Consider the following 25,318-nt stretch of genomic DNA (forward strand, 5'->3'; position numbering starts at 1 on the left):
TAATTCCTTTTATTATCTGTTTTCTAATAAATAACTTGCAATTTCACTAATTGGTATTACATCTTGCTTCATTGTGTCTCTATTTCTAATAGTTACAGTATTATTTTTGGTTGTATCAAAATCAACAGTTATACAAAATGGTGTTCCAATTGCGTCTTGTCGACGGTATCTTCTACCAATAGAACCAGCTTCATCATATGCTATTCTAATATTAGTATTTTCCAATAAATTGTTATAAATTTCCTTGGCTTCCAATGACTGCTTTTTCATTAAAGGTAATATAGCAACTTGATAGGGTGAAATTTTTTTACTTAATTTTAAAATCACTCTTTCTTCTTTATCATCAATTTTTTCGACTGTATAAGCATCGATAATCAATGCAAAAAGCAATCTGTCCAATCCAATTGAAGGTTCAATAACATATGGAATTATTTTGGTCCCATCGTCTTTTAAGTATTCAAGAGATTCACCAGAAAATTTCATATGTTGACTTAAATCATAATTGCCGCGATTAGCAATTCCTAATAACTCACCTCATCCAAAAGGAAATAAGTATTCAATATCGCTTGTTCCTTTTGAATAGTGACTTAATTCTTCTGCTTCATGTGGTCTTATACGTATATTTCCTTCCTTAAGACCTAATAATAAAACGAGTTTTTTACATTTTTCAATTCAATACTGATAAAAATTATTGCTATCTTTTTCTTCACAAAAAAATTCTAATTCCATTTGCTCAAATTCTCTTGTTCTAAAAATAAAGTCACGGGGGGTTATTTCATTGCGAAAACTTTTACCTATCTGGCCAATTCCAAAAGGCAATTTAGCTCTTGATGTTCTAGTCAAGTTCTTAAAATTCACAAATATACCTTGTGCGGTTTCAGGTCTTAAAAAGGTTTCAGAAGAACTGTTATCAATTGCTCCCATTTGCGTCTTAAACATCAAATTAAATGGTCTAATTTCTCCTCATTCTGCACTTACGCCATCATATTTTTTAACATTTTTTTTAATGATTTTCTCTAATTCATCAAATGTACATTTTTCGACATTAATTTCAGGAAATAGATCTTTAATAATATGGTCAGCACGGTATCTTTTATTATTAACTTTATTTTCAATTAGAAAATCAGAAAAATTATCAATATGACCACTAGCTTTTCAAACATTCTTATTCATAATAATTTTAGAATCAATTTGATAATTTTTTTCTTTTCTTATAAATTCATTAATTCATATATTTTTAATTTGAGTCATCATAGCAGTTGCTAATGGACCATAATCTCATGTATTCACAACACCACCGTATATTTCTGAATTTTGATAAACAAAACCCATATTTTTTAAATGAGCGATAACATCATGAATATTTTTTTTAGTATTATTTGGCATTGTAACCTCATTATATTTTTTATATATTTATATAAAATTAATATAAAAATTGTATCATAAAACATAATAAATTAAGTTAAGTTGGCATTTAAATTTTGGACACAGCTATTTTTTGGATTTGCTTATTTCTTCTTTTATTCATTCCAATATTTCGCTATTGATATAATTTATATTTTTATAAATGACAATATTATTAACTTCTCTTTTATTGTAGACTGATTTTTTTAAAAAAATATTTCCTAAAATGCTTATAAAACTTGTTATACCAAATTTATAAAATGCTTTGATTCCTAAATAAAATTTGTATAAAAGCAAAAACATATAGACAATGTTTTTTATAAAAATATGTAAATATTGCAAAATTATTATTAATTTAATTTCTAGCATCGTAACATAATAATCAAAAAATCAAAAAAAGACCCCGCAAGCAATAAAAAGCAATAAAAGATATAAAGGGATTTTTTTGCTTAGCCACCGTGTGCAAATGGCATATTTTTTATCCATAAATGTAAAGCATTCGGCTTTTTATTTTAAGTTTTTTATCAAAAGTAACAATAATAAAATGAGCACAACATAATGGCGCAAGTAAGAACAAAAAAATATTTCTATTTTTTAAGTAATCCTAATCCATAATGTTGATTGCTCTTTATAATTTTTTTCTTAATTTATTAGTTTGGTAGAAATGATGGAAAAATGTCGTTGTTATTATCAATATGTGTTTGATTGAAAACAATTCTTTCAGTTCCATCTTTTTTTCAAAAAACAAATGTGTAATACTTTCCTGTACCTAACTTGTTTTCTGGCTTATCAAATTTAAATCTTAAAGGATATTCAACACCAGCTCCTTCATCGGCTTGCGTCGATGCAATTTTTATATTCAAAGGATCTACTAATGTATTATCATTTCTTCCTTTAACTTCTGTGGCAAAGGCTAATCATTCGCCTTTAACACCTTCCACTGGCCGGTGGTGTAATCTGAATGAAAATACACCATCCTTATCTAGAAAATTTTCACTTGTTGCCGCCGCAAATAATAATGTTCTGGTTTTTACTTGACCATTAAATTTTTTAACACCAAAATTAGTAAAATCTAATGTTTGATTTGTTTTTTTATTTTCATTAATTTTGGGCCCAGCGTCTGGAACTGTATGTTCGCTGTTATTTGTTGGTGCACATGCAACTAATGTTGCAGTGGGCAATATCGGCAACAAAAATAGTGATGCTTTTAGGAATTTATTTTTAATCATATATTCTCCTTTATTGTTTTTTATTTGCTATTAGTTTAATATAAAAAAGTTAGATTTTTTCATTTTTTTTACAAAAATAACAATAAAAATATAAATACAGTTATTTAATTTATGTTAAATATTCCGAATTTCCGTTATATTTTTTTATTTTTTATGTTGCATTTATAATTTGGATCATATAAAGGCCGCAATTGGATTAATTATTTAATTACATGTTTTTTTAGAAAATAAGTGCTTATATTATTATTGTTTATTAAGTGTTTATTAAAAAAATAAAACTTATTATCTTTCTATCTCTAAAACTTTTATTTATGATTTAAGGATTAAGCATTAGATATTTATAAAAAATTTTATAATTTAATAATTATGTATAAATTTTTTAGCAGTTCTAAAAGTGAAAATTATTTCTTTTTAGATGAAGATACACAAAAACATTTAAAAGTAATCCGGATTAAAAATCAAGATTTTTTAATAAACTTTAATAATGAGTTTTACTTATGTTATTTTGAGTTTCCTAATAAGGCCATAATTAAGAAAAAGTTAAATATAGATAATGAATTAGAAGATGATTTAATTGTAGCAATCCCACTTATAAAACAAAATAATTTTGAAATTGCTTTACAAAAAAGTGTTGAATTAGGAGTAACAAAAATTATTCCTTTTATTTCAGAATACACAGATAAAACTAATATGCAAATAGAAAGCAAAATAAAGAGATTTAAAAAAATAATCCTTGAAGCATCACAACAATCTTTTCGAAATACAATGCCAATATTTGAAAGAGTTATGACCTATGATGAGATTATTAAACTAGATGTTAAAAACAAAATTTTAGCTTATGAAAATGAAAAAGATAAAAAGATAACCAAACGAAAAGGAGATACTCTTCTAATTGTCGGGCCAGAAGGTGGATTTTCATTAAATGAAATAGAATTGGCAAAAAAAGAAAATGTCGAAATTGTTTCATTAACCAAGACAATTTTGCGAGCAGAAACAGCATTAATATATATGATTGCAAAAATGAACTAATGAAATTTTTTTTGCTATAATAGTTTAGTGAAATTTATTTATATTAAGTTATGTATATAAATAATGATCATTAATTTTTAAATATATTTAAAACATGAAAGAGAAAGTATGCGTCAAACAACAATTATTAGAAAAGAAATAGTTGATAAAAAATGATACATCATCGATGCAGCCAACGTACCTTTAGGTAGACTTTCAACTCTTGTTGCTTCAATCCTTCGTGGAAAAAATAAACCAACATTTACTCCAAATGTTGACATGGGCGACAATGTAGTTGTTATTAATGCAAAAGATGTTCTTTTAACAGCTAAAAAAGATGAAAAGAAAATTTACTATCACCACACTGGATATCCTGGTGGTTTAAAACAAATTACTGCTGCAGATTTAAGAGCTAAAAAACCAATTGCTCTAGTTGAAAAAGCAGTTAGAGGTATGTTGCCTCATACAAAATTAGGCCGCAAACAATTTAAAAATCTTTATGTTTATGCAAATGCAGAACATAAGCAAGTATCACAACAACCAACACAAATAGAGGTTAAATAATGGCAGATAAAATTAGATACTATGGCCTAGGACGTCGTAAATCTTCCATTGCTAGAGTTTACTTAATTCCTGGAAAAGGCAATTTTGTAATTAATGGAAAAGAAGCGAAACAATATTTAAATTCAGAAATTTTATTAATGGATGCCTTAAGTCCATTTGGTGTTACCGAAACAACAAATCAATTTGATGTTTTTGCAAATGTAAATGGTGGTGGTTTAACCGGTCAAGCAGGAGCCATTAGATTAGGTATTGCAAGAGCATTATTAGAAGCATCAAATAATGAATATCGTAACAAATTAAAAGATGCTGGATTCTTAACAAGAGACGCTCGTGTTAAGGAACGTAAGAAATTTGGATTGAGAAAAGCAAGAAGAGCAAGACAATTTTCAAAACGTTAATTTTTTTGTGATATACTTATATGGGTTTATCCCATGTTTTTATGCGAGCATAGCTCAGTTGGTTAGAGCACACGACTGATAATCGTGAGGTCGATGGTTCAAGTCCATTTGTTCGCACCATTTCAAGAAATTGACCATAACACGCTAGTCGTGTTTTTATTTTTTTATGATATAATAAAAGCGAATGCCCTATATTGAGGTATTCGTTATTTATTCCTTGGTAGTAATTAAGATTATTGCTAGGTTATGAAAGGAAAAAGATGGTTTCTAAAATTAGAAAAAGCGAATTGGTAAAGCAATTTGGAAGAAATGAAAAAGACACAGGTTACTTGCCTGTACAAATAGCAATATTAACTGAAGATATTGAATCATTAAAAAAACACTTTGCTATTAATAAAAAAGATTTGCACTCAATGCGTGGATTTATGAGAAAAGTTAATCACCGTAAAGCATTGCTAAATCACTTAAAAAACGAAGATTATACATTATACCAATCAACCATTAAATCACTAAATATTAGAAAATAAATTTTTTCTATATTACTTTTTAAGTAAAAAATAGTGTTAAAACACCACAGATCTATGTATTTGTGGTGTTTTTTTTAAAATATTAATATGAGCATATTTAATATTAAGTTCATCAAACTCATATTAAGTTAGAAAATTCCTAATTTACAAATTATAAAATAATTTAAATTATGCATAAAATCATATAAAATCTTTATATACTTACTCAATATAAAATTATAAAATATAAGGAGGGTTTATGAATCCCCAAGAAAAAGAAAAACGTTTAGCACAACTAAGTGAACTTGAGTATAATGTAACGCAAAAAGCATTTACTGAGAGACCTTATATGAATAAATATAATAACCATTATGAAAAAGGCATCTATGTTGATATTGTTGATGGTACAGCATTATTTATATCAGATGATAAATTTAATTCTGGTTGCGGTTGACCAGCATTTTCTAAGCCGATAGATAATAGTCTATTGGTTGAATTAACAGATACTTCACATGGAATGATTAGAACAGAAGTAAAATCAAAAAACGCCGATTCACATCTAGGTCATGTCTTCAGTGATGGCCCAAGAGATAAAGGTGGATTAAGATACTGCATTAATTCCGCATCTCTTAGTTTTATCCCTTATGAAGAACTTGATGAAAAAGGATATGGTCAATATAAAAAATTATTTAAATAGTTTTTTAATATCGTAGTTTATATTTATAGATTTATAAAAAGTTTGTTTATTTCTAAACCAAACTTTTTTTATTTACCAACATATCATAAAGATTGGATTAAATGTTTGTTTAGTGAGTTTTATATTTGCTAATTTTTGCTATATATAGTAAAATTTTTACTATGATTAATATTATTCTATATCAACCTGAAATAAATGCTAATACAGCAAATATAATCCGTACATGTTTCGCTGCTAAAGCCAAGCTTCATATTATAAAACCAATAGCTTTTGACTTACACCCTCATTGATTAAAAAGAAAAGCAGCCGGGCACTTTCTTAGTGAAATTCAACATGAAGTTCATCAATCATATGATGATTTTATTAAAAAATATCCTAGCAAAAATATTTTTTACATAACACGTTATGGTTTAAAAAATTATATCGATATTAAATATGATGAACTGGCACAGAAAGAAGGCGAAATATGAGTTATGTTTGGCACAGAGAGTACAGGGATACCAAAGACAATTATGCAAACTAACATCGATAATTGTTTAAGAATTCCTATGAATTCTAATTGTCGCAGTTTAAATTTAGCTAATTCAGTAGCTATTGTTTTATATGAAATTTTACGACAAACAAACTTTAATGATCTGTCAATTTATGAAGTCCAAAAAGGCAAGGATTTTATATTAAAAAAAGAATAGAAAGGAAATAATATGATCCATTGATTTCCTGGCCATATGGCCAAACAATTTAGACTATTGCAAGAAAAACAAAAATTATTTGATTTATTTATTATTGTAATGGATGCTAGATTACCTCGAAGTTCTTTTAATGATGAAATTTTCAAAATAATTAATAACAAACCAGTTTTATTTGTTTTTAATAAAGCAGATAAAACTAATCTCGAAAAACTCAAACCTTTTCTTGAAGATTATAAAAAACGTGGTCAAGTAGTTGTTACCAACCTAAAAGCACAAAATACATATGCAAAAATTAATATTGCTCTAAATAAAGAGTTCCTAAAATTTAAGGCCAAAAATGATCAAAAGCAAAAACTTACTCCAAGCCTTAAATGTGTTGTTTTAGGTGTGCCAAATGTCGGTAAATCAACATTTATTAATATGATGTCAAAATCGAGAGCAACTAAGGTCGGGTCGATACCTGGTATTACGAGATCGGAACAATGAATTAATTGCAAAAATTATCTTTTGTTAGATACTCCTGGTTTATTGATGCCTAAAATCGAAAATAATGAAATTGGAGCAAAATTAGCCATTGTTGGATCAATTAGACAAGAGGCCATTGATCAAAACGAATTAATTGTTTCTCTTTATCAATTAATGTCTAAATATTATCCTGAGAAACTAAAAGAAATTAATTTAAATCCTACTTTTGATTTAGAGGATATTTTTGCAAATATTTCTAAATATGCAATGCAAAACAATTTATTACTAAAAAACGGTGTTTATGACATTAAAAAAGGCATCAATATGTTAATTAATCATTTCAAAAATTTAAATAATGTTATTTTTGATTCATATGAAGGCGGAAAATAGAATGGATGAGAATACGAAAAAACCCATTATCATAAAATATGTTGCCCTAGGCGACGCATTTTCAGCAGGTTATAATTCAAAGATTGGTTTTCCGACTAATGGTTATATGGATAAAAATGGCGAAATCAAAGGTTTATGCTTCCCATCGATGTTAGCAAATTTTCTAAATGATACGTCTAATTTACAAGTTGAAAGTTTTTACAATTTTGCTATATGTAATGCCTCATGTGAATTTTTGGAAGCATTTTATAGCAACAATAAAAAGGTCCTTAAAAAAATGGGGAGCAAATTAGACTTAATCCAGTCAATAGATTGATCGTCAAATAATCCATTTAATAACTTTTTTTCACCATTTTTGAAGGATTGAAATATTAGAAATAATGATTTCCAATATATCAATGAAAAAATTGCGGAAGCCAATTTAATTACTTTAACTATTGGCTTTAATGATTTTTTTTCCAATTTACCATTTCAAAAAATATTTCTTTTGACTAAATTAAATGGTGAAGCTAGAGATAGACAAATTTCCGTAATCAAAAAAGATATTGAAAATTTAAGCATTGTTATCGAAAATAAAATAATAAGTCTAATTTCAACCATCAGAAAAATTAATAACAAAGCAAAAATAATAATCACTAGCTACTCACCATTATTATTGAATTTAAGAAATACTATTTCATCTTTTTTAAACACTCAATTAAGCGACCAATTTGAAATTTTTGATTACCTACAAATTAATCTAAACAAAACAATTGCGGAATCTGCTAAAAAATGCCGAATTGATTTTATTAATATAAACGACACAAAATATTGGGAAGAAAATAAAAAATATTTATTTGAAAATATTTTTTCAATTTATCCAACTGAACGCGGCTATAAAAAAATAGCAATGGATATTTATGTTAAGCTTTTTCTAAATTTCAAAATGCTTAAAAATGATCTTAATAATCATAGTTTTACTAATGAATATATTTCCGACACCAAATATTGAGAAGACAACATCTATTCATATAATCCAATATCACAATGTAGTGAAAATTTAAGTTTATTTAAAATGATTTATGGAAAAAATAAAAATGAAATTCTCTTCAGACAAAATAAATCACAAAGATATTTTAATAATCTTTTACACAATAGAAATCGTATAACTGACTTTTGTTCAATATTCATAAGATATAGCAAGTTGCCAATAAGCGAAATGATCAAAAAAATTATTAGTCAGAAATTTATTTATGCTCCAGAACAATATGAGAGCATTGCTAAAATTCTTAATTTTTTAACAAATGAACGAAGATCAAAAGAAGCTATTCTAATACTCTTAAAGGATCATAAGGTTGATGACATAGTTTACATTATTGAATGTATTTTGCAAAAAAAGGCATTATCAAAAAAAATTATTAACTACAAACTAATAAAACAAGAATTAAACAACTTTTTCAAAAATGAACAAAATATGGTTTATGATGTTTTAAAATATCTTTTTAATTCCGGTTTAATAAATGATTCAAAAAAAGAATTCAAAGATATAATCCATTCCTTAATAAAAGATTCCTTAAATACTAGCTTTTTAACATATTTATTTAACATCAAAAATAATCAAAAATTTAATAAGGTAAAAGAATATTTATCTAGCCTAAATTCGTTTTCAGAATTTACTGATTTTTTCGTTGAATCTCTTATTAATTATTCTGATGTTTATGTTAAATTAAGAAATTTTGATGAATTATGAAAACATTTTATTATAAAAAATAAATATAATTTATTGTTTATATTCGACAAAATGTTAGTAGAAATTACAAATGAAGAGAATATAGACCATACTGCTAACTTTTTTATTGATGCAATTAAAAGCTCACTTCGCGTAGAGCTTGATGCAAAAGATTATAAAGTGTTAAAAAATGCAATTAACAATATTTTAAATATATGTAAAAATAGCCCTAAATATTTAAACAATGTGTTCTTGAAATTTCTTGATAATATTAGAAATCTTTCCTTATATAAACTTATTCTACACTCAAAAACTAATAGCAAAAAAACTTTTAAACTGTCTAATTTATTTTCTTTAAACATCTTCTTAGTAAGCTCAATTAAACTATTAAGAAATCTATTTATAATAAAGAAAATTGTTAATAAAAATAAAATATAAGATAAGGGGTATGAGGAAACATAGATAATTTTAAGTAAATCTTTAAAGTCTTCCTCAGGGTCATGACCAATTGTCGAAGCTTTTATTTCATCAAAAACTGTAGTTAATATTTCATTAAGATTTTCATCATCTTTGCTGCTTCTTAAGATATTTATAAAAAGATGAAAAAGGTCTCTTTATCAAACCTTTTTCATCAATTATCATTAAAATATTTGGTAATGTTCTCAGATGTGTATCTATAAAACAATGTAACTAAAATGTATTGCTTAAAGTCTCAAACATCAACGCTTCCTCTTAAATCTTCAGCAACTCTTCAAATTGCACTATAAAGTTTTTTTCTTTCTTCTCTTTTGTTATTTTGCATTTAATTGCTTTATTTATCAATTAATTTAGTAACATATCAACTGTTTCTTTTAAAAAATCTTAACTAAATAAGAACTCACAGTAGCCAAATTAACACCTGCTTCAAAGCATTTATTAATATTAAAATCTTTTAAACAAGATAATATTTTGGCATCGTTTTTGGCAGGATTAAAAGCCTAACCGGCTTTTACATTTTATTTTTAGTTTTTTAAATTTTGCCAATGCAGTAGGTTAAGCATTCGCAACTAAATTGTTTACTAATAATTTATGCATTTATAAACATATACAAAAAAATCTGAGCACATTTGTATCTGGATTTTTGTCCATGTTTTAATATGCCCATCTTTTTTTATCCTAAAATACCATTTTTGATCTGTGGATTATTACCTAATTCCTTCATTTGTTTAGACATTCTCTCAAAATCATTTAATAACATGTTATACTCACGAGCACTTCTACCCGAACCTTTAAGAATTCTTTCTTTTCGAGACGAATTCTTTAATAATTTAGGCATCTTTTTTTCTTGTTCAGTCATTGAATTAATTAGATATGTATAAATTTTAAACTTGTTTTCAGCTTCCTCTATTTTTTCATCGCTTACTCTATCAGCCATTCCGGGAATTAATTTAAGAATTGCCTTCATCTTACCGAGTTTTTTAATTTGCGCAAGAGAATTCATTAGATCATTAAGATCAAACTTTCCGCTGATCATTTTATAACCTATTTTTTTCATCATTTTTTCATCAACTTCTTCTGATGCTTTCTCAATAAGCGAAAGAACATCACCCATTCCCAAAATTCTATCTGCCATTCTATCTGGATAAAATAATTCTAGGCCAGCTATCTTTTCACTAATCCCAATAAAGGCAATAGGAATTTGAAGAAGATGCGTTATTGATAGCGCTGCACCACCTCTTGCATCTGAATCTAATTTAGTTATGATGGTTCCATTTAAATTTAATTTTTCATGAAAAGCCTTCGCTGTATTAATAACATCTTGACCGCTCATTGAATCAATAACTAAAAATATGTAATCTGGTTTAATATTTTTTTTAATTTGTTCTAATTCATTCATTAACTCTTCATCGATTGCCAAACGTCCTGCAGTATCAACAATAACTAGGTCATTTTTATATTGTTCAGCTACTTCAATCGCTTGCTTTGCAATCAATAAGGCATCATTTTCTTTCTTTGTAAAAAAGTCGGTTTGAGTTTGCTTTGCAAGCTGTTCTAGTTGATCTCTAGCAGCGGGGCGATATATATCATCACCAACTAATAGTGGTTTTTTGAATATCCCTTTTTTCCGAAGATAAAATGATAATTTAGCGGATGTTGTAGTTTTACCTGAACCTTGTAGTCCTACCATCATAATTTTTGTTGGTATTGCCTTTGGTTTAATTTCAATAGAATTGCTACCTAGTATTTTGGTTAATTCATCCTTAAAAATCTTTAAGACAGTTTGCTGCTGATTTAATTTACCTATAATTTGGCTATTTAATGCCTTCTCTTTTACTTGTTTTATAAATGATTTAACAACTTCTAAATTAACATCAGCTTCTAATAAAGCTAACTTAACTTCTCTTAAAATTTCTAAAATATCTTCTTCATTAATTGACAATTTTTTATTAATTTTATCAATTGATTTTTGTATTCTTTTTTGTATAAAATCTAGCATGTATTTATTATATTATAATAAGTTGATATAGACAAAATAAAAATACTAATACAAGATTTTTACTTATACTATCGAGTTAAATTACAATAATATTTTATTTTTTACTATTTATTACATCTAAATTTAATTTTGAAAATAACAAAAAACATTCCAGCTGTTATATATCCTTTAAAAGCAAATGTTTTTAAAAATTTAAACTGTGCCACAAAAAACTGAATGGACAATTGAATGTAACTATTCAAATTTGTATTTTGCCACAATCTAGCATTGCCCAATAACTTCATTGGTAATCCACCTAATTTATGCCAAATAATAATTAATCACGCGTTGCTCTCATACAAGCAAAGAAGCACACTAATTAATTATTTCGTATTTCTTAAGTGTAGCAAATTCATAATAAGCGATTTTATTAAAATAATGTTTAGTAAAAATTAAGATATTCAAATTTTAAATTTTTATTGAATAACCATTTTATGGTTTTATTTTTTGCTTTTATTAAACCATTTTCTCATTATATCAAACGAAGTTATTGAAGTATCTATCTTTCATTTTCATAGCAGCATCTTAAAGATGCTTTTCTTTAGTAGCACGCTTTTTATTACTACTGAATTATGCTTTGCTAAAATGTCTTCTATGATTTGTCAATAATTAGACCGCTTGTTATTTTCTTTGCAATTTAAAAAGAAATTCCTAATGGTTTTATCTATTTTGCACATTTTTTATGGTCTGAAACGCAAATATTTAACTATTTCTCTCTTCCTAATTTCTTTATTTTATCTCCTTAAGAGCAAAAAATCTAGACACAAATGCATCTAGATTTTTATATATTTTTTAACAAACCCAAACTCGTTATTATAAAAATTTAAGAACCCCCGGCAAATTTAAATAAAACCGATATAAATTAGATTGTTTTAAAATATTCCTTGCAAAGTTAAAAGAATTAAATATTTCTAATTTCTCTTTAGAAGTTTATTTAAAACAAGTCATATCCTTATTTTTAAAAAACCGATAGTTATCATCGTGATATAGGTAGCTTAAATAGAATGCAAACTTAAAGTTTTGGTACTTTTAAGTCATCTAGTTTTTTGTAAAAATAGTTATTATTCCTTCTTAACTATTTTTTTCCTTAGATTCTTTACTTTCAGGAGTTAATTTTAATTCGCCTAATTTAATTTTGTCATCAAATTTAGGAATATTTTTTTTAATTTGTTCTGGAAGATCAGTAATTAATTTTTTTAAATCTTCTTCTAAAACTTGCTTTTGAAGGTCTTCAAAACTCTTTTTAAATAGACCTTGAAATACAAGGACTTCATTTTTTTCAATTTCTTTAACCTCTTCTTCATCAAGATTATTTATCAAATCATCTTCTTCTGGTGTTGGCTCTGGTTTAGGTAGGGCTGGAGATGTAAGGGTATCCTCGCCATCCTCATCTTCTGTTTTGCCGTCAGGAAGGGTTTTTCCTAAATGTTCATTATTTTTATTATTTTCTTTTTTTGAATCATTATTCTTGCCATCATCTTTTGGATCCTTATTTTCAGGTTCAGTTTTGCCATTAATTTCTGGTTTCTTTTCTTGTTCTTTGCCTTCTTCATTCTTTTTAGGATCTTCTGGTTTCTTTTCTTGTTCTTTGCCTTCTTCTTTCTTTTTAGGATCTTCTGGTTTCTTTTGATCTTCTATTTTAGGATTACTAGGTTTATTATCATTATTTGAACTGCAAGAAATAACAGTTGCAGCTGTTATAAAAGGTATTGAGATACTTGCTAATGTTAATAAAATTTTGTTAGATTTCTTCATGATATCTCCTTAGATAAAATTTTTATATACAAAACAGAATTATAGTTTTTTTTTTTTTTTTGCAAAATTTGGTAGCAAAATAGCAAGAATTTGTTTTTTTGTATGCCATAACATATTATTTTAGCTTTACTACGAATTTGCTATTATCAAAAACATATGCAAAAATAAAGGTATCATTATCATTAACTTGTTCGTCAAATAATTATATTTATGAGAATTTTACAATTAAAATTAACTTAAAAAATGAGATAATGTTGTTTCCAATTTAAGGCATCTCTTTAATCAGACTCAGTTTCTAAGTAGACACAAATGATAAATAACAAAAAAATAACCAAACATCAGATACAAAAATTTTTTCAATTATTTTGTTGTTTGGTTATTTTTTATATAATAAATTTAAATTTGTATAATTACCATTCTCAAATCTCTTAATAGAAAGTAGGCTAGAAATTAATTTACACAAAAAATTCTTACACTTCCTTATTAAAAAGATTTAAATTATGTTCCTTATTTTTAGACTTAAATGGAGGGCATAGGAAAGCAAGATTACTTTTGCTACCTTTTTTATTTTTTTAAAAAAAATCAAGCTTTAAGTTAAAGTTTATTTAATTTTTTTAAGCTAAACGATACTTCTTAACTTCTGAAAAATTTATTAATCTAATAGCATTTCAGAATTCCCTTAGTGAATTTATGAAATGTTTATGCATTATTTTATTCCTTCTTTGTTTTTTGAAGTTCTTTTTCTTTAACAGATACATTTTCTTCATCTGATTTTAATTCTTTTTCATTTTTTAGAATTTGTTTTTTTATATTATCACTTTCACTAAGAATATTTTTAATACTTAAATCAGCATCGTTTATTGTTTTAATTATTTCTTGATTAAGACTATAAATATCATTAAATTTATTTTTTGCTTTCTCTAATTTTTGCTGTTTTAGATTAATTTCAATAGCTATTTTTTCTAATTCCTTTTGTGCTTCTTTGAGTTTATATTTTTCATTATTTAGTTTCAGTAAAGCAGCATCATTTTTTTGCTTAGCATTTTCATATTCTTTTTGTTTTTTATTTGTTAAATTATTATTATTATTATTATTATTATTATTATTATTTGTTTTATTGATAGCTTTTTCAATATCTTGCAGTTTTTTTATTATTCGCTCTACTTCTTTAGTTTTTTGGCCTACATTTTCAAATAAACTTTGAACTTTATGATTAGCACTATTTAATTCATGCTGAACTTTTTGCAATTCTATATTATTCTTGTTAGCTTTTTGCACAGATGCATTTTTATTAGCAGCTAGCAGTTCACGTCTTTTATTTAAATCACTTAATTGGTTACTTTTTTGATTTAACACATCAGTTTTTAAAGAAATATCATTGTTAATACTTTCAAGCGCCTTCATTAATCTCTTATTATTCATAAAAGAATTTTGCTTTTGCACTTCAACATTACTTTTACTTTTCTCATTTTTAGCTACTTCTTTTTGCTTTTCATCCACAATTTTTTTTGCATCCCTTAGGCTTTGTTCCAATGCAGCTAAAATATCATTAGAGCTATTTAATGCATTATTAGCATCTTGAATCTCTTGATTTTTTGTTATTCATTTTTCCTTAGTTAATCTTAAATTGTTTTCTGCATCTTTTCTACGTTTTTTAGCTTCAGTGGCTTCTGCTCTTGCCAATTGTAATAATTCAAACTTATCATTCTTTTGCTTCTCTTTGATTGCTACATTAGCATCAGCTTCTTTTAGTTTCTTTTCAGATTGGGCTTTTCTTTCAATATTTTCGTCTTTTTCTTTAGTTAATTCCAACAGTCTTTTCTCTGCTTGTAATATTTTTCCATCAAAATCTCAATATTCTTTTACTACTGGCACAATTTTCTTTTCGAGTTTTTTCTTTTTTTCTTCCCATTCCGCCAATTCTTTTTGTGCTCTTTCATAATCTTTCTCAATACTACTCTTTTCGGATTGAAGTCGATCAATTATCTCTCAAATTCTATCCTCCGCCGCAGCTCCTCCATCACCAATACCAGTATCAGATCCATTGGCCTCAGCAATTCTATCTAATGTTTTATGATAATCACTTATATTTTTATTATATGAATCAATTAGTTTCTTATTTTTTTCAACCAATTCAGATACTTCTCCGATCTTGATTCTCATAGATGTACGATTATTTCCTAGTTCAACTAGTTTATTTTCTAATAATTTTTTTTGATTAGTAAATTCAGCTATATCTAATTTTTTTTGTTTTATTTCTTCTAAATTTTGCTTAATTCTTTTTTCGATATTTATAGAACTTTCAGCAGCACCATCCTTAAGATCATTTGCGAGTTTTAAATTTTGTTTCAAAATTTCATATTCAATGTTTAACTGATTAGCATAACGATCTTTGTCGATTTCGTCATTTTTAATATCAGCAATCAATTTTTCTATTTTCTTAATGGCTCCATCAACTAATTTTATTTCATTACCTAGTTTATTAATCTCTTCATTTTTTTGCTTTTTATTTTTTTTAATTTCATCTAATTGTGTTTGTAAGTTATTTTGTGTATCTTGAGCCTGTTTCAATAATCTTTTTGATTCTTCCAATTCATTATTTATTTGATTAAAATTTTGCTCTTTTTCTTGATATTCGCGTTTAGAATTTTCAATTTGTTTTAAGATGTTTTTTTGATTGTCCTTTGCTTTTACTAGATTATTATTTGCTTTCTCTAATTCTTTAAAAATACGACCTGCGTCAATGGAAATTTCTTCTTCAAGTCTACTTGCTTCTTGAACTTGATTGTTTAGTTCAATATTTGTAGAAATAAGACTATTCAGTTTTTGAGTTGTCTCACTTACTTCCTGCTTTGCATCATTAAGTTGTTTATTTACTTGATCTAGTTGTTTTTGAGCATTATTTAATTCATTATTTATTCTATTTTTATCACTATTAAGAGCAATTATAGTATTATTAGCTTTTTCTGATTCTTTTTTAGCTTCTTCTAATTCCTTAGTTTTCTTTGCTAAATCATTATCTATATCAATAGCGTTAGAAGTTGAAGATTCAACGCTTTCTTGAGCATTTTTAACCTTATTTTTAGCTTTTTCTAGTTTCCTATTTTCTTCATTTAATTCTTTGGTTAGTTTATCTAACTCATTATTCGCATAAATAACGCTATTTTCTAATTCTTGTTTATTTTGCTCCGCATCTTTTTTTGATTTTTCAAGCGTTTTTATTTTTTCTTTAATAAGTTGAAGTTGTTTTTCCAAAGCTTCCTTATTTTTCCTGGTTTTATTTAGTTTTTCATTAGCCTTGTTTAGTTCTTCTGTCTTAGAAATTACATCCCTATTTTTTAATAAATCATTTTGCTTTGCTTTCTCTAGTTCGCTGTTTGTTTTATCTAATTCATCTTGTGAATATTTTTGCTCAGCTTTTAAGGTTTTAAATTGATGAATAAAAACAATTTTATTATTATAAACCATCTGGAATTCATAATCAGTATTAGGAGATAACGGTTTCTCATTATTTATCCCAAAATGCATATTTTCGCTATTTTTTCCGACTGTGTGAGACTTTCTAACTATTTCATATGGTGTTTTTTTGGCATAAAATAAAACTAAAAATGTTCTATCCATATTATCATTTTCATCAATATTTTTTAAATTAAACACTGCTGAGTTTGAAGCAATTTTCTGGTCCTTTATTTTTAAACCTTTAATATCATTTGCACCATTAACTCCATTTTTATTGGCATTTAAGAAATAATAAGCAACCAAAGCGCCTGTTGCAACAATTGATAGTGAAAGGGATAAAGCTAAAATAATGTTGCCACGTCTTTTCTTTTTTTGTTTGTTTTCGCTGGTGTTTTCCATAAATTTATACTCTTTCTTTTTTTAAGCTATCGTTTTCAAATATTTTTCAATTTTTATAGGTTATATGTTACATTTTTTTTTTTTTTTTTCGCAAAGTTGCTTATTTTGTAAGGCTATCATTATTTATAATAATGATAAAATTTGTATATGTTTTAGCTTATTTATTCAATATATTCATGCTTTCTAACTCTGGGTAATAAAAAAGAGGCAACTGCCTCTCTCTAAAATAATTTACTTTTAAAACAGGAATTCTTACATCTTCTTACTTTAAAATTTATTGTAAATAATTTCATTGCTTTCATCATCATTTGAATATTTATTATTCAAATGGGATTTAGATTTAGATGAATCAAAACCTGAAATTGTCAAATATTCTTGTGTATCATCATCTGTATGATTTTCGATTTCACTATTTGTGAGTTTAAAATCATTTTCTTCTTTATTGTTGGTTCTATTTATTCCTGTAGCAATTACAGATACATAAATTTCACCAAGTTTTTCTGCTTCTTCATTAGCAGGAGAACCAACGCCAAATATAACATCAATATTTTCGCCAGCAACATTCTTTAAAACATCAATTGCGGCTTCAAAATCATTGATAGTGCTATTTCTTGATGACGAAAAATAAACTATTGCTTTAGTGATACCTTTTATATTACTTTCTAAAATAGGACTGCTTATCGCATTATGCATTGCTTTCTGCGCCGCATTTTCACCAGTTGATTGTCCGATTCCTACAATGGTTTCACCACTGTTTTTAATTAACGTTTCTAGGTCGGCTAAGTCCAAATTAATCAAACCAGGTACAACTATAATATCGACAACAGTTCTAATAAATTGCTTAACAATATTATCTGCAACCTTAAAAGCATCCTTAAAAGAAATTTCGCCAAAAGATTCTTTTAATTTATCATTTGAAATAATAATATAAGAATCTACATTTTTCTTTAATTCTTCAATCCCTTGGAGTGCAATCTGACTTCGCTTTTTTCCTTCAAATGAAAAGGGTGTAGTTACAATTGCTATTACCAAAGAATTTTGTTCTTTAGCTAATTTGGCAATCACGGGGGCTGCTCCAGTACCGGTGCCGCCACCCATCCCAGCAGTAATGACTACTAGGCTAGCATTTTTTATCTTTTCCTTTATTTCATGTGTTGAATGCTCGGCAGCTTGTCTTCCAATTTCTGGATTAGCACCAGCCCCGATACCTTTTTTATCACCTAATTGTAGTGTTAGTGATTTATCAAATTTATCTAGAATTTGTCTATCTGTATTTGCAACAACAAATTCTAATCCATCAATTTTTGTATCAAGAAGACTTTGAATACTATTATTCCCACCACCACCAACACCGATAACTTTAATATTAGCAACGGAATTGAAATTTTCAAATTCTGGCATGGCAGTACTCCTTACTTTTTTTCTACTTTATCTTTAATTTAACTAAATTATATAAATAAAATTGAGTTTATTTTTTGTAATTAAAAGAATATCCTTTTTCCTCTCGTTTATTTACGTCTAAAATAAATAATTCAGAGGTTATAGTCATTTCTTTAATAGTATTTTGTCTTTTGTTAACAAGATTAATAATTCCCATCATTTCATAACTAATAACATCAATTGCGCAATAAGCTTTGTCTGATAAATAACTTAAAATTTTAAAGTTTTTAAACGTTTTTATGGTTTCTAGGAATTTGCTATTACTTACATTAAAATTAACTTTTATATTAATATCTTTTATATTTTTTAAAAAAGATTCAACATAATCATTAATTTTTTTTAAATAATATCCCAGAACTTTTTTAAATAATAAATTATTGCCAGGATTTAAGTTACATTGCCATAAATTAAATTTAGTATAAGCTATTTTTTTGGTAGTTTTCAATTGTTTAGCAATGAATTCAATTAAATAATCTATTCCTAAATTAACATTTTTTTTAATTATAACTACATCATTTTTTAAAACATTTAATTTCAAGCTGTAATCATCTAAATAAATTTGGGTAGCTATTCCAGAATCTCTTTGTTGATTAAAATAAATATTTTTAAGAAATTCATAGTCATAAATTTTTAAAATATTTAGGTTATTTTTCTTAAATAGATTAAAAATGTTTTTAGCAACATTTCATTCTAAAAGATTAAGACTTATTAATTGATTGTTATTATCATTATTTAGATATGAGTAATCAAATAAGTAATTACTATTTGATTTTTCTAAGTAGTATAGTTTCTTAGCTAATTCATAATTAGTTAGCTTTTGATTACTTTTATTAGAAATTATTTTCTTATTAATTTTCAAAAAAGGTGAATCTTGAATAATTACAACAACATTTTTTATTGTCAAAGATATGGTTGCTTCAATTTCTTTTTTAGTTTTGCAAATAAATGAATCTAACTCAAATAGGTTAAAAATTGTGCTACTAATGCTTCTTTTATAAATCAAAATATTTCCAAAAGAATTTTGCTCTATAACCTCAACAGAAAAACTGCTGACCTCAAATTTGTATGCTATAATAACACTTTTCTTCATAAATTAACCTATTTTTGTTATCACTCTCATTTTTGCGCTACGTGATCTTTTATTATTCTCAAATTCGCTTTGAGAAGGAAAAATAATTTTTTGTTTTCACTTTAATTCAGTCTGAACTGGCAATCTTTTTAATTTAGGATCTACATAATTTAAATTTTGAAAGAATCTTTTGACTTTTGCATCTTCCTTGCTATGAAAGGTTATAATAGCTAACTTGCCGTTAACATTTAATAAATCTATAACCTGATTTAGCAAATCATCTAATGCATTTAATTCATCATTAACCGCAATCCTTAAGGCTTGAAATACAGCCTTCGATGGATTCTTTTGTCTAACAATTTTGGCTGGTAATGCTTTTTTAATAATTTCATTTAATTCAAAAGAAGTACTAATTGGTCTATTTTTAACAATTGATTTCGCAACTATTCTTGCTAGCTTTACATCACCATAATCGTATAAAATTTGTGCAATTTTATCTTCTTCTCACTCATTCACTATTATATGTGCATTAAGTTCTGCATCCAAATCCATTCTCATATCCAGTTTTGTATCCTGTGAATATGAAAAACCTCTTCTAGCATCATCTAGTTGTGGACTAGATACACCTAGATCAACTAAGATTCCATCAACTTTTTCAATATTAAGTTTCGCTAATTCTTCTTTCAAGAATCTAAAATCACTCTTAACTAATATAAAAAGGTCACTCACTAATTTTAATTTTTGTTCGGAATCACGTATTGCTTCAATATCTTTATCAAAGCAAATAAGTCTCCCGTTACCTTGGTCTTTTATTTTTTTTAAAATTTCAACACTATGTCCAGCTCTTCCTAAAGTTAAATCAAGATAAATCCCATTTGGCTTAATGTCTAATGAGTTAACTACTTCATTTAGCAAAACAGGAATATGTTTTTCTATAATTTAACCCCTTGTTCAAATAATTTCTGAGCTAGATTATTAATGTCAATTTCATCTTCGAAATATCTTTCTTTTGCATCATAAACTTCTTTTGCAAAAAGTTCACAGGTGTTTCCTGATCCGATGAAGACAACATCCTTTTTGATAGTGGTTTTAAAAGCTAAATGTTTCGGAATAATAATACGATTTGACTTATCTGGCACAACTAATTCTGTATTTGCAAAGATAAATCTACTTAATTCTCTCAAATCTCTATTAAGCAAATTATTATCCTCAAGTTTAGATTTTAGTTTTTCAAACTCAACCTTATCTCTCAAAACTAATTGTTTGTCAAAACCAATTGTGATAAAAAATTCTTTTCCTAAATCATTAAGTATTTTAGGCGGAATGACAACTCTTAACTTGTCATCTAAGCTTCGCTCGTATTTACCATACATTTCCACTTCCTCCCACTATCAACCAAATTTTACTATTTTTATAAACTATTTTTTGAAAAAAGTATTTTTTTAATAAAAAGCGACAAGTTTATATTTTTTAAAATTAACAAATGAATAATTAATAATTTAGAAAATTACTTTTTTACTAAAATTTGCTAAAATAATTTACATGCTGGTTTAGCTCAGATGGTAGAGCAACTGATTCGTAATCAGTGGGTCGGGGGTTCGATACCTCTAACCAGCACCATAATTGCCGATAATACGAGATATGATGGTGCTTATATAAATAAATTAAAAATTTTTATTAAGAAATATTTTTTTAGGTTATAATAATTAAGCATTTACTTATATGAGTGCCGACTTAGCTCAGCGGTAGAGCAGCTGGCTGTTAACCAGTTGGTCGTTGGTTCAATCCCAATAGTCGGCGCCAGTATGGCCCTATGGTGAAGTGGTTAACACATATGGTTTTCATCCATACATGCGTGGGTTCGAGTCCCGCTAGGGTCACCATTTGGAGAATTAGCTCAGTTGGGAGAGCATCGCCCTTACAAGGCGAGGGTCGTGGGTTCGAGCCCCTCATTCTCCACCATTTGTAAATCACCAATAAAAAATGCCTTCACGGCATTTTTTTTATGCTTTATTTGTTATCCACTAATTTAAGCGCATAACAAATAAACCAACATAATAAGATTTTTAACTATAAAAAAGTAATTACGATTACCGCAATGAATTATCATATATGAAATAATTGCATCAATATAAAAATCACAAGCACCCAAACTAACTGCTTTAAAATTCAATTTATGATCTAAATTCTTAAGGGCTTTATATTGGCTGCCAATGCCTGAAAACATTTCAAATAATTTCACTTTCCTCATAACATATTAAGTTTAGCGCGCAATTTGAATTATATTAATTATTTTTTCATTATAAAATTTAAAATAAAAAAAGAAAGGCATTTATAACCTTTCTAAACAACATATTTAATGATATGGTGCGCGAGGAGGGACTTGAACCCTCACGCCGGAAGCATTAGTGCCTAAAACTAACGTGTCTGCCAATTTCACCACTCGCGCATATATGGTGCCGTTTATAGGACTTGAACCTACGACCTACTGATTACAAGTCAGTTGCTCTGCCAACTGAGCTAAAACGGCTTACTTATTTAATGCTATATTATTATATATAATTTTTTTGTTATTTAATAAAAAAAGTAGCATATATTTTAATTTTTTGAAATATGATTCAAAACACCTATTTTTATTTTATACACTTTTATAAATTAGTAAATTAGTGTTTTTTATAAAATAAAGAGATATTTTTTAACTAGCAAATCAAGTAAAACTTGCCTCATGATAAATATGGTAATCTTCGTTAATACATAAATCTAACACTTAATTTAAAAACTAAGAAGATAAAGCTTTTGATATTCGGTTATCTCATCAATAACCCCTTCAATTGATTAAATAATTTAAAAATGATATAATAAATTACATTGAGGAAAAATGTTTTTTAAGATTAATAAAAAAAGAGGAGAATCAAGTTTTTTTGCAATTAAAAAATTCGCAAAAGAACATAATATTAAAAAGATTGGTCATAGCGGTACTCTTGATCCGTTAGCCCAAGGTCTTTTAATAGTTGCTAGTGATGATGATACAAAAGTTTTGCCATGACTTATTAATGATACAAAACAGTATTTTGTTGAAGCTTCACTTCATTGCTCTTCTAAAAGTTATGATGAAGGTGAAGAAGTTATTTTTTTAAAAAATAAAAAAATGATTACCAAGGAGCAATTAGAAAATGCGCTAAAACATTTTAAAAATCAAACCAAACAAATTCCTCCAGTTTTTTCGGCCAAAAAAATAAATGGACAAAGAAGTTATGATTTAGCTAGAAAAAACATAGATTTTTCATTAGCAGAATGTAATATTAAAATACACAACTTGGAGTTAATAGATTTTAACTACCAAAAACAATCATTCATCATTAGAACAAAAGTATCAAAAGGAACATACATAAGGTCATTAATTCATGATATTGGAACATATCTTGAAACGGATGCTGTTGTAAATATTTTAAAGCGAGAGAAAATTGGGAATATCAAATTAAATGAAAGTCTCGATTTTGAGCAAATCAATAACATAAACTCTCTTTTTAGAGTACAATTATATACACTTACACATTTTGAAGTGAAATTAATAAAGTCAAAATCGGTTTTTTTCGATAGATTTAAAAACCTTAACGGAAAAGGCCTTTTTACATTTAATAATCAAATAATTGGTTGAGGACAAATAAATAACGGTTTCATAACCTTCGACAAGGTTTTATTCAACCGTATATTTTCATTGCCTAGTTAAGAGGTTAAAATGAATAACAAGTACAAGATGGTTGTGTTTGATATAGACGGTACATTGCTACCATTCGGCATAGATGAACTTTCTCTAAGAATGAAAGAAATGTTTCGCAAATTAAAAGATGCAGGTTATATTAATGTGCTTTGTTCAGGACGTGATATTTTTACAGTCGGAAAACAAATACATAATCCATATGTTGATTATTTTATTGGTGCAAATGGAACATTTATTTTAGATTTAAAAACTAATGAATACATATTTGAACAAACTATTGATTATAATGATTTTGTAAAGTTCAGATTATTTGCTAATGAAAGAAAGATACCATTTTCATTTGTAGGATATAAATGGGGCTATTATAATGATTTATTTAATCTAAATCACTGATTCTATCTACCTTATAAAGATAAATTTATATCAGAAAAAGAATTTGAAACAAAAAATGATAAAAACTATCTAATCACTGTTAGCACAAATAATCCCGAATATTGATCTAAGCAACTTAATATTTTATTCGAACACCATAATATGAATATGTGAGTTTTAGCAACATGACCTGGGGGAATATTTCTTTCAGCTAAAGGCATTACCAAGGCCGTGGGTCTAGAAGTATTGGGCAAACTGCTGGATATTAAGCCAAGTGAAATGGTTGCATTTGGTGATTCTGAAAATGACATTGAGATGCTAAAACTAGTTGGTTTAGGAATAGCTATGGGAAATGGAGAAGATACCACTAAAGATGTTGCTAATGAAATATGTTTACCTGTTACTGAAGATGGACCATATTTCAAACTAAAAGAAAAAGGATTTTACGAGTAATCGTAAAATTTTTATTTATTTTTAAAATTATTAATTAAAGTAAAATTATTAATATGAAAATTTTTGAATGAAATTTTAAACAAATTTTTGAAATAAATAATGACCTAATTATGGTTTTAGGCAGTTTTGAAACTCTTCATCTAGGACACTATGAATTAATCAAAATTGCAAAGGACCTAAAAAATTCAGGGGCAAATTACAAATTAGCAATTATGCTATTTAACCAACCATATAAAAAGTCGAAAATACATGAAAGCAAGGCCTTCCAAGTCCAAACAAGACTATATACATTATTTAATTTAGGATTCGATTTCGTATTTTTAGTTGATGTTAATGAAGATACAATGAATGTTTCACATTATGACTTTTGCAATAATTTAAAAAATAATAACGTTAAATATGTTGTATGCGGTAATGATTTTTATTTTGGCTTTCGTAGAAGTGGCGATGTTAATTACCTTAAAAAAAATTTTGAAGTCTATACAGCAAACGAACGAAAGATTAATAAAAGAAAAATTTCCTCAACATTAATAAATGAATTAATTGATGAAGGCAACATTTCGGCAATAAATAATCTACTTATTGAAAAATATGCTTTTATTACCAATTTTGATAAATTTCATTTTAAATATCCTGAAAATATCAAAAAAATTAAATCAGGAATTTATATTACAAACGTTGTAATTAATGATATAGAATATCACGGTTTAGTTAAAATTGGTATAAAAAATGATGAAGGTTTTGATAATGTTGCCTATCTTTTAGATCTTGATATAATTCCAAGCAAGTATCAAGAAATATTTGTCGAGTTTGAAGCATTAATAAGATATATCAGTCTTAATCACGAAAATAAAATTCAAGACAGCGATATACAAATTGCCAAAAAATGATTTGCTAAATAAATTAAATTTGGATACTGTGGATAATTTTGTATAAATCAGTCTCAAACTTATTTTGAAGGTAGTATAGAAATTTTGTGTAATTTTATCTCTGGCTTACTTTTTTTAGTAAATGATTTAAAAATAGCAATTACACAAATCTAAATTTATTATGCAAAAAACAACCAAACAACATGAC

At 26.6% G+C, this 25,318-nt stretch carries 21 protein-coding genes and 7 tRNA genes; 16 read left to right on the top strand and 12 right to left on the bottom strand.

What is annotated here, in order from left to right:
- Window positions 1-12: 12 nt before the first annotated feature.
- Both ACSH4Z_RS01445 and ACSH4Z_RS01450 read right to left on the bottom strand, forming a co-directional pair.
- The gene (locus ACSH4Z_RS01445) at window positions 13-1,386 is read right to left on the bottom strand and encodes a glycine--tRNA ligase (RefSeq protein WP_438340844.1); all 1,374 of its coding nucleotides are present in this window, start codon (window positions 1,384-1,386) and stop codon (window positions 13-15) included.
- Window positions 1,387-2,054: 668 nt separating this feature from the next.
- Window positions 2,055-2,633 carry a hypothetical protein gene (locus tag ACSH4Z_RS01450; RefSeq protein ID WP_438340845.1) on the bottom strand — a complete coding sequence of 193 codons (579 nt, stop codon included), beginning with the start codon at window positions 2,631-2,633 and terminating at the stop codon, window positions 2,055-2,057.
- 366 nt (window positions 2,634-2,999) lie between these two features.
- On the opposite strand from ACSH4Z_RS01450, the gene ACSH4Z_RS01455 reads away from it, so the two are divergent.
- From ACSH4Z_RS01455 to ACSH4Z_RS01495, 9 genes are all read left to right on the top strand, one after another.
- Window positions 3,000-3,662, top strand: a complete 663-nt coding sequence (locus ACSH4Z_RS01455) for a 16S rRNA (uracil(1498)-N(3))-methyltransferase (RefSeq protein ID WP_438340846.1) — start codon at window positions 3,000-3,002, stop codon at window positions 3,660-3,662.
- A 108-nt stretch (window positions 3,663-3,770) separates the two neighbouring features.
- Entirely contained in the window at window positions 3,771-4,205 is a 435-nt protein-coding gene (gene rplM / locus ACSH4Z_RS01460; RefSeq protein WP_438340847.1) for a 50S ribosomal protein L13, read from the top strand.
- A complete protein-coding gene (gene rpsI, locus ACSH4Z_RS01465) occupies window positions 4,205-4,603 on the top strand; it encodes a 30S ribosomal protein S9 (protein WP_438340848.1) in 399 nt (132 codons plus the stop codon). Before rplM ends, rpsI begins: the two co-directional genes overlap by 1 nt.
- Window positions 4,604-4,646: 43 nt before the next feature.
- A tRNA-Ile gene (locus tag ACSH4Z_RS01470) sits at window positions 4,647-4,723 on the top strand.
- A gap of 140 nt (window positions 4,724-4,863) precedes the next feature.
- Entirely contained in the window at window positions 4,864-5,130 is a 267-nt protein-coding gene (gene rpsO / locus ACSH4Z_RS01475) for a 30S ribosomal protein S15 (protein ID WP_438340849.1), read from the top strand.
- 238 nt (window positions 5,131-5,368) lie between these two features.
- Window positions 5,369-5,806, top strand: a complete 438-nt coding sequence (gene msrB / locus ACSH4Z_RS01480; RefSeq protein WP_438340850.1) for a peptide-methionine (R)-S-oxide reductase MsrB — start codon at window positions 5,369-5,371, stop codon at window positions 5,804-5,806.
- A 161-nt stretch (window positions 5,807-5,967) separates the two neighbouring features.
- The gene (locus tag ACSH4Z_RS01485; RefSeq protein WP_438340851.1) at window positions 5,968-6,495 is read left to right on the top strand and encodes a tRNA (cytidine(34)-2'-O)-methyltransferase; all 528 of its coding nucleotides are present in this window, start codon (window positions 5,968-5,970) and stop codon (window positions 6,493-6,495) included.
- Window positions 6,496-6,507: 12 nt separating this feature from the next.
- Window positions 6,508-7,350: a ribosome biogenesis GTPase YlqF gene (gene ylqF, locus ACSH4Z_RS01490; protein WP_438340852.1), complete on the top strand. Its 843-nt coding sequence runs from the start codon at window positions 6,508-6,510 to the stop codon at window positions 7,348-7,350.
- Between the two features lies 1 nt (window position 7,351).
- Window positions 7,352-9,496 carry an SGNH/GDSL hydrolase family protein gene (locus ACSH4Z_RS01495; protein WP_438340853.1) on the top strand — a complete coding sequence of 715 codons (2,145 nt, stop codon included), beginning with the start codon at window positions 7,352-7,354 and terminating at the stop codon, window positions 9,494-9,496.
- A gap of 151 nt (window positions 9,497-9,647) precedes the next feature.
- Here ACSH4Z_RS01495 and ACSH4Z_RS01500 read toward each other — a convergent pair whose 3' ends face one another.
- The 8 genes from ACSH4Z_RS01500 to ACSH4Z_RS01535 form a co-directional block, all read right to left on the bottom strand.
- Window positions 9,648-9,860 carry a type I restriction-modification system subunit M N-terminal domain-containing protein gene (locus ACSH4Z_RS01500; RefSeq protein ID WP_438340854.1) on the bottom strand — a complete coding sequence of 71 codons (213 nt, stop codon included), beginning with the start codon at window positions 9,858-9,860 and terminating at the stop codon, window positions 9,648-9,650.
- 348 nt (window positions 9,861-10,208) lie between these two features.
- Window positions 10,209-11,534 (bottom strand): signal recognition particle protein, encoded by a 1,326-nt coding sequence (gene ffh / locus ACSH4Z_RS01505; RefSeq protein WP_438340855.1) that lies wholly within the window; start codon window positions 11,532-11,534, stop codon window positions 10,209-10,211.
- A 1,110-nt stretch (window positions 11,535-12,644) separates the two neighbouring features.
- Window positions 12,645-13,328 carry a hypothetical protein gene (locus tag ACSH4Z_RS01510; RefSeq protein ID WP_438340856.1) on the bottom strand — a complete coding sequence of 228 codons (684 nt, stop codon included), beginning with the start codon at window positions 13,326-13,328 and terminating at the stop codon, window positions 12,645-12,647.
- Between the two features lie 711 nt (window positions 13,329-14,039).
- The gene (locus tag ACSH4Z_RS01515) at window positions 14,040-17,186 is read right to left on the bottom strand and encodes a hypothetical protein (RefSeq protein WP_438340857.1); all 3,147 of its coding nucleotides are present in this window, start codon (window positions 17,184-17,186) and stop codon (window positions 14,040-14,042) included.
- 267 nt (window positions 17,187-17,453) lie between these two features.
- A complete protein-coding gene (gene ftsZ / locus ACSH4Z_RS01520) occupies window positions 17,454-18,587 on the bottom strand; it encodes a cell division protein FtsZ (protein WP_438340858.1) in 1,134 nt (377 codons plus the stop codon).
- 67 nt (window positions 18,588-18,654) lie between these two features.
- Complete coding sequence (locus ACSH4Z_RS01525; protein WP_438340859.1) at window positions 18,655-19,716, bottom strand: hypothetical protein; 1,062 nt, start codon at window positions 19,714-19,716, stop codon at window positions 18,655-18,657.
- A 3-nt stretch (window positions 19,717-19,719) separates the two neighbouring features.
- Window positions 19,720-20,634, bottom strand: a complete 915-nt coding sequence (rsmH, locus tag ACSH4Z_RS01530) for a 16S rRNA (cytosine(1402)-N(4))-methyltransferase RsmH (protein WP_438340912.1) — start codon at window positions 20,632-20,634, stop codon at window positions 19,720-19,722.
- Entirely contained in the window at window positions 20,628-21,068 is a 441-nt protein-coding gene (locus ACSH4Z_RS01535; protein ID WP_438340860.1) for a division/cell wall cluster transcriptional repressor MraZ, read from the bottom strand. The genes rsmH and ACSH4Z_RS01535 overlap by 7 nt, the downstream gene beginning before the upstream one ends.
- A 171-nt stretch (window positions 21,069-21,239) precedes the next feature.
- Between ACSH4Z_RS01535 and ACSH4Z_RS01540 the strand changes: the two genes are divergently transcribed.
- The 4 genes from ACSH4Z_RS01540 (at window position 21,240) to ACSH4Z_RS01555 (ending at window position 21,657) form a co-directional block, all read left to right on the top strand.
- Window positions 21,240-21,315: transfer RNA gene (locus ACSH4Z_RS01540), tRNA-Thr, on the top strand.
- Window positions 21,316-21,423: 108 nt separating this feature from the next.
- Window positions 21,424-21,498 (top strand) — tRNA-Asn (locus ACSH4Z_RS01545).
- A gap of 4 nt (window positions 21,499-21,502) precedes the next feature.
- Window positions 21,503-21,578, top strand: a tRNA-Glu gene (locus ACSH4Z_RS01550).
- A gap of 3 nt (window positions 21,579-21,581) precedes the next feature.
- Window positions 21,582-21,657, top strand: a tRNA-Val gene (locus ACSH4Z_RS01555).
- A gap of 403 nt (window positions 21,658-22,060) precedes the next feature.
- Here ACSH4Z_RS01555 and ACSH4Z_RS01560 read toward each other — a convergent pair.
- A tRNA-Leu gene (locus ACSH4Z_RS01560) sits at window positions 22,061-22,144 on the bottom strand.
- A 5-nt stretch (window positions 22,145-22,149) separates the two neighbouring features.
- Window positions 22,150-22,225: transfer RNA gene (locus tag ACSH4Z_RS01565), tRNA-Thr, on the bottom strand.
- 348 nt (window positions 22,226-22,573) lie between these two features.
- On the opposite strand from ACSH4Z_RS01565, the gene truB reads away from it, so the two are divergent.
- The 3 genes from truB to ACSH4Z_RS01580 are packed head-to-tail and all read left to right on the top strand — an operon-like array spanning window position 22,574 to window position 25,143.
- Window positions 22,574-23,425: a tRNA pseudouridine(55) synthase TruB gene (gene truB / locus ACSH4Z_RS01570; protein ID WP_438340861.1), complete on the top strand. Its 852-nt coding sequence runs from the start codon at window positions 22,574-22,576 to the stop codon at window positions 23,423-23,425.
- Window positions 23,426-23,434: 9 nt separating this feature from the next.
- Window positions 23,435-24,241 carry a YcsE-related riboflavin metabolism phosphatase gene (locus tag ACSH4Z_RS01575; protein WP_438340862.1) on the top strand — a complete coding sequence of 269 codons (807 nt, stop codon included), beginning with the start codon at window positions 23,435-23,437 and terminating at the stop codon, window positions 24,239-24,241.
- 53 nt (window positions 24,242-24,294) lie between these two features.
- The gene (locus ACSH4Z_RS01580) at window positions 24,295-25,143 is read left to right on the top strand and encodes an FAD synthase (protein ID WP_438340863.1); all 849 of its coding nucleotides are present in this window, start codon (window positions 24,295-24,297) and stop codon (window positions 25,141-25,143) included.
- The last annotated feature ends 175 nt before the right edge of the window (window positions 25,144-25,318 follow it).

Source organism: Mycoplasma sp. 125 (assembly GCF_051549845.1).
GTDB lineage: Bacteria > Bacillota_I > Bacilli_A > Mycoplasmatales > Metamycoplasmataceae > Metamycoplasma.